Here is a 5,479-nt window from a genome sequence, read left to right on the forward strand (position 1 = left end):
AACCCGCCCTGGGACCCATCTCATGTGGACGCAATGTGGACGCGACGATCCCAAAACAGGAATCAAGGAAGGGGACTGACCTAGAAACCTCAACAAACACACGGGATCTCGGAGTGGGCGATACTGGGATCGAACCAGTGACCTCTGCCGTGTGAAGGCAGCGCTCTCCCGCTGAGCTAATCGCCCCAGCCAGTTTTGGGTCGGGCTGTGGACAGGCAGTGTAGGTCGTATTCGTCGAACGGCGAAACAGGGAGCGCACCTCCAACAACATGGAGCTGACCCGAAGATCAGCTCCATGGATTGGTTTGGGTTGTGGTCGATCATGGCTCCGAGTTGACGTATTGGAGGATGTCACCCGGCTGGCACTCGAGGGTCCGGCAGATGGCTTCAAGTGTCGAGAACCTGACTGCTTTGGCCTTGCCCGTTTTCAGGATCGACAGATTCGCCAACGTCACACCTACCGATTCGGCCAGGTCCGTGAGTGTCATCTTGCGATCCAAGAGCACGCGGTCGAGATTGACTTCGATACCCATCATCACACCGTCAGTTCTGAGTCGTCCTGAAGGGTGATCCCCGCCTTGTAGATCTCGGCGACTGCCAAGGCAAGCAACCCGCCAGCGATCGTCAAAAAGGGCAGATCGATCTTCAGAGTCCAGCTTCCTTCGGTCACCGTGGCAATCCAAGAGTTCGTGATCCACCCGACCGGAATCAGACCGAAAGCGGCATAGGCAACCTTACGGAGCCGCCCGTAATTCTCATCCCGGAACGCGCTACCTCCGAGGACTGCACGGAGCGCCCGGCGGATCTGGTGGGCGATGTAGGTGCCGAAGGCCATCGCTACCACGATGCTCGCTCCAGCGGCATAGGCCAGTTGGGTAACCGTGGACTCATCGAGAGCCGCGACATCAACCGTCACCGGCACCCCGAAAAAGTCGCCGCTCGTCGCAACCCCGGCGGACTCCTTGAGCGCATCGACGATGATCGGCGACACAATTGTCAGCACGGATACAAGGACGATCCCGACGATCCCAATCACGAACATGATGTCAAACGCCATCTTCGAGGTCTTTATTACCTTCATGTTCATGCACCTTCTCCTTTTTGTTTACCGATGAATAATTATTGTTTTACCAAAAATTATTATTGATAAACAGTCAAGTCGATTTTTATCGAAATTCCATGAAATACTGTGAGAGATGGGCGGCCCGGTACAATCTGGTCATGGGCGATTCTGGGATCGAACCAGTGACCTCTTTCCGTGTGAAGGTCTTTGAGGGTGGTTCGGCGACCTGCGAGGACGCGCGAAAAGGACCTCTGTTCACCGTTTGGCCCGAGAGTCATCGAGCGGTTCCCAACTTGAGACTTAGCTGGCTCCGAGACCAAACCAGTTCTGACAGCCGCGGGTAACCCCCTCACCGCTTAGGTATATCGGACTCGGTGTCTTCGCGGCGGGCATCGGCGACGCGGCGGACTTCGGTGGCGAATTCTGGGAACCCATCGAGGACTGATCGAACTTGTCTCGATCTAAGGCGTAAAGGTTGCAGTAGTCGACAGCGACGACGGTGTTGGCGCGGGGCTGGCTGCTGAGCAGGGCCCACTCGCCAAAGAAGTCACCGTCGCTCAGGGTGGCGACTACGGTGCCTTCGTCGTGAGACAAAACCTCGACGTTGCCCCTGTTGATGAAGAAGATTCGATGTCCGATTTCGCCGCGGCGTATAATCGTTTCACCGGGGATGAAGACCTGCGGCACCAGGTGAAGGACCAGTTCGCGGAGGAAGATTTCGCTGGCTCGCTCGAAGATCGGGACTTTGCGCAACACGTTGCGGTGCAGATGCAGGGCAACCTCGATGTGTAATGACCTTGGAAGATCCATGAGCATCTCTGACTGGCTACCCATGCGGCTCTCCCACAAGTAGTTGTAGTAGTCGCGGACTCGGGTTTGGAGTTCACCGGGGACATGCCGGTCGCGCAAGAAGTGATTGATGGTTTCGATGCGCCCCAGGTGCCGCGCCCGCAGCACATCGATGTTGGCTAATAGGCTGGCCACGTTGCCAATGATGTAACCGAACATGGCGACACCCAGTCCCACTACGACCATGGCGTACGCCACTTGCCTCCCACCGACCGGCGCAATGTCTCCATAGCCCACAGTGGTGAGCCTGGTGATCGTCCAGTAGAGCGCTTGCTGGTAGGGATGGAGCTCAGGGTGCCCGGCTTCGAGTCCGTCGAGGGCGATCCACCCACAAGCGATCCAATGAGAGTTGGCGGGAGGTGTAACCCCGCTTCTAAGACCCGAAAACATGAAGCACGGAGGATAATGACGCGACTGGAGCGCCCGACAGCGAAGGCCGAGCGCCCCAGAGCATCTCTTTAGTTGAGTCGGGTTATGCGATTCTGGGGTCCCGGTGCAACGGGAGTGTTATCACCGAAGTACGTCACCAACGCGTCGAGGTCGACCTCACCGCCAAGGCGATCAGTTCCATCAACCAACACTGCGAAGTTGTCTCCGCCGTCGGCCAAGAAGCTGTTCACCGTCACTCGATAGGTGTCCGTAGCCACGATCGGCACACCGCCAATCGCGATGCTCGCGATGTCAACCTTGCTGCCGTCTGCCTGGGCAAAGTCCCAGGTATAGGTGAATCCATCCGAGACCTGGAGAATCCTCGGGCTGGTTTGGCCAACCCACTGTTGCTCCAACAGAGTGTCGATCTGCGTACCAGTGAGGGTCATCGTCACCAGGCTGTTGCCAAACGGTTGGGTGGTGAAGGCTTCTCCATAGGTGACCTCACCATTCGCCTCGGTTCCGCTCGCAGTGAACGTCAGGTCGGCTCGAATGCCGCCAGGGTTCATGAAAGCAACCACCGCATTGCCAGTACCTGCACTGGACGTCGCTGCCAGCTGCGCATCAGCAATAACGTCGCCAAGCGCCGACTCGCCCGCAAGTGTCGCCACCCCAGTGATGTCAGCGGTCACGTTGCCGATTACCGCATTCGCCAAAGGTGCTGACAAAACGTCGTACTTGTCGATAAGCGCCGTCAAGTCGGCAGCCGCGGTAACTCCGTCCTGGAAGTTCTCTTTGTTGTCGATAGTCTGGACGGTCATGTCCTTGGTCATACGATTCAACGTCACATCAATGTCCGTGAACATCCGACCGGAGTAATAGGCCATCGTCACGGCCTTACCGCCGACGTCCATGCAAGCGAACCGCTCGTTGTTGTGGCCGCCGATCACCAAGTCGACCGCACTATCAAGGCCGAGAACGATGTCGTTGAGCGGGCCAGATAACGTCCCGCACCCGTCACCGTCGCCGCCGCCTTCACTGGCGACGCCACCTTGGTGCATCAACACAACAATGGCCTCGATGCCCGCCTTTTGCAGCTCCGGTATCAGCGCGTTCACAGTGTCGACCTCATCAACGAAGGTCAGCCCGGCCACACCAGATGGGGTGACGATGCTGGGGGTTCCTTCGAGGGTCATGCCGATGAACGCCACCTCGATGCCTTGGTATTCCTTTACCGTGTAGGCAGGAAACACGGTATCGCCGGTTGCCGTCACGACAACGTTGGCAGCCAAGAATTCAAAATCGGCGCCACCAAAGCCATCTCCATCGAGGTCTCCGTCGACTGGGTGGGTTCCGCCGTTCGCCATTCTGAGCAGTTCCACCGGACCTTCGTCGAACTCGTGGTTGCCAACACCGTTGATATCGAGGCCGATCAGGTTCATCGCTTCAATCGTCGGTTCGTCGTGGAAAAGAGCCGAAATCAGTGGTGAAGCGCCGATCAGATCGCCAGCCGACACGATGATGGAATTGGCCACGCCAGCTTCGGCGGCGCGCATGTTGGTGGCCAAATAGTCAGCGCGACCGACGCCTCCAAACGCACTGGACGTGGTGGCGATGTTGCCGTGGAAGTCGTTGATCGAGAGAACCTGCAGTTGTACATCCGTCATCGCACGATGGATAAAGGCGGCCATCTGACCACGGGTGACATTGTTAGTCGGACAGTACCGGTCGTTAGCGGGCGGGTTACAACCCAAGGTGATGCGAGCCGTGCCAATCCGATCGATATCTCCCTCGAAGATCGAAGAGTCATCATCGGTAAAAAGATCAGCCCCTGAGGCGTCATTAAGGTGTAATGCCCGACCCAAGAACGCGGCCATCTGGCCCCTGGTGACATTGTCATTTGGACAGAACTTGTCGTTGGCAGGCGGATTACACCCGAAAGTGATGCCAGCCGTTCGGATCCGATTGATGTCTGCCTCAAAGATCGAGGTGTCGTCATCGGTAAACAAATCTGCCCCCGCCCCGGCGGTCAGGCCAAGCGCCCTGGTCAGGAAGGCAGCCATTTGGCCGCGTGTAACGTCGTCATCAGGGCAGAAGAGATCACCGGCTTGATTGCAGCCGAACGTAATCCCGTTGGCTGCCATCCATTCAATATCTGCCTCAAAGATCGAAGCATCATCATCGGTGAATGTTCCGCCTGCGGCTTGGACCGTTATCGGGGCCATGACTGCCATTATCATCGCGATAACCAAGGCAACGAATAGGCCCTGTTTCGGTATGCGACTTGTTGGGTGCTTATCCACGGCTGGGTCTCCTCCCATGTGCTAGTGCGACTTGCGGGGAGCCATCAACGGCAATACTGACTGAGATGTAAGTACCACTCCAACGACGCAGTGCCCGCCGAAGGACGGATCCCTTGCCCGTCAACCTACACCGAAGGCGAGGCCGATTGCCCCGGCAGGGCAGGCCGTTTGATGTAGGTCCGTCCGATCAGGATTTCGAATCGGTTAGACCTGCGACCCACCCATACGGGGTCATTGCTCGTACTCTGTACCGGGTGACAACAGAAAAAGCATCTCTGTGACCGACGCAGAATTTGATCGGATCGTAGGCGAAGCGCTCGACAGCTTGCCTACCTGGGTGAATGACACGATGGACAACATCGTTTTCGCCATTGCTGACCAGCCATCTCCTGAACAAGCAACCGACGGGGACGGGCTGCTCGGCATCTATGAAGGGGTGTCGCTGCTTGATCGGGGCAACGATTACTCCGCCGTTTTGCCCGATACCATCACCATATTCAAGCAACCCCACTTGGCCCTCGGCTTGGATCCAGACGAGCTTCGCAACGAGATCCGGATCACGGTGCTGCACGAGATCGCCCATCACCTCGGCATGGACGAGTCTCGACTGCACGAACTTGGCTGGGGGTAGATCGACGCCCGACGCTGGGAACCCAGGGTTCAAGCTGTTAGCGGCGGGTTTGCGACCAAGTCTGGCCAGCCTCCACATCGGGTTCTCGAGGCAGGCCGAGGGCCCGTTCGGCCACAATGTTGCGTTGAATGGCGAACGTACCGCCGCCCAGGGTGAGCGCCGGTTGGAACACGAACCCGTAATGCCAGATCGGATCAACGTCGGGGAACTGACTCGCCGGCCCACGCGGGAAGTTGATCTCGGTCAGGCCGTCCTGTTGGAGTT

Annotated in this window: 6 protein-coding genes and 1 tRNA gene; 1 reads left to right on the plus strand and 6 read right to left on the minus strand. The window is 57.7% G+C overall.

Annotated elements, in window-relative coordinates:
• Nucleotides 1-114: 114 nt before the first annotated feature.
• The 5 genes from JJE47_06770 to JJE47_06790 all read right to left on the minus strand — a co-directional run bounded on the left by JJE47_06770 (nt 115) and on the right by JJE47_06790 (nt 4,515).
• A tRNA-Val gene (locus JJE47_06770) sits at nt 115-186 on the minus strand.
• A 134-nt stretch (nt 187-320) separates the two neighbouring features.
• Nucleotides 321-533, minus strand: coding sequence for a helix-turn-helix transcriptional regulator (locus JJE47_06775; protein MBK5267126.1), 213 nt, complete (start codon nt 531-533; stop codon nt 321-323).
• A gap of 2 nt (nt 534-535) precedes the next feature.
• A complete protein-coding gene (locus JJE47_06780) occupies nt 536-1,087 on the minus strand; it encodes a DUF2975 domain-containing protein (protein MBK5267127.1) in 552 nt (183 codons plus the stop codon).
• A gap of 276 nt (nt 1,088-1,363) precedes the next feature.
• The gene (locus tag JJE47_06785) at nt 1,364-2,302 is read right to left on the minus strand and encodes a cyclic nucleotide-binding domain-containing protein (protein ID MBK5267128.1); all 939 of its coding nucleotides are present in this window, start codon (nt 2,300-2,302) and stop codon (nt 1,364-1,366) included.
• 68 nt (nt 2,303-2,370) lie between these two features.
• A complete protein-coding gene (locus tag JJE47_06790) occupies nt 2,371-4,515 on the minus strand; it encodes a bifunctional metallophosphatase/5'-nucleotidase (protein MBK5267129.1) in 2,145 nt (714 codons plus the stop codon).
• 418 nt (nt 4,516-4,933) lie between these two features.
• On the opposite strand from JJE47_06790, the gene JJE47_06795 reads away from it, so the two are divergent.
• Nucleotides 4,934-5,215: a metallopeptidase family protein gene (locus JJE47_06795; protein ID MBK5267130.1), complete on the plus strand. Its 282-nt coding sequence runs from the start codon at nt 4,934-4,936 to the stop codon at nt 5,213-5,215.
• Between the two features lie 37 nt (nt 5,216-5,252).
• On the opposite strand, the gene JJE47_06800 is transcribed toward JJE47_06795, so the two are convergent.
• Nucleotides 5,253-5,479 (minus strand): acyl-CoA dehydrogenase (locus JJE47_06800; GenBank protein ID MBK5267131.1); only part of this gene is annotated, 227 nt, incomplete at its 5' end.

The organism is Acidimicrobiia bacterium, from assembly GCA_016650365.1.
Classification (GTDB): Bacteria; Actinomycetota; Acidimicrobiia; order Spongiisociales; family JAENVV01; genus JAENVV01.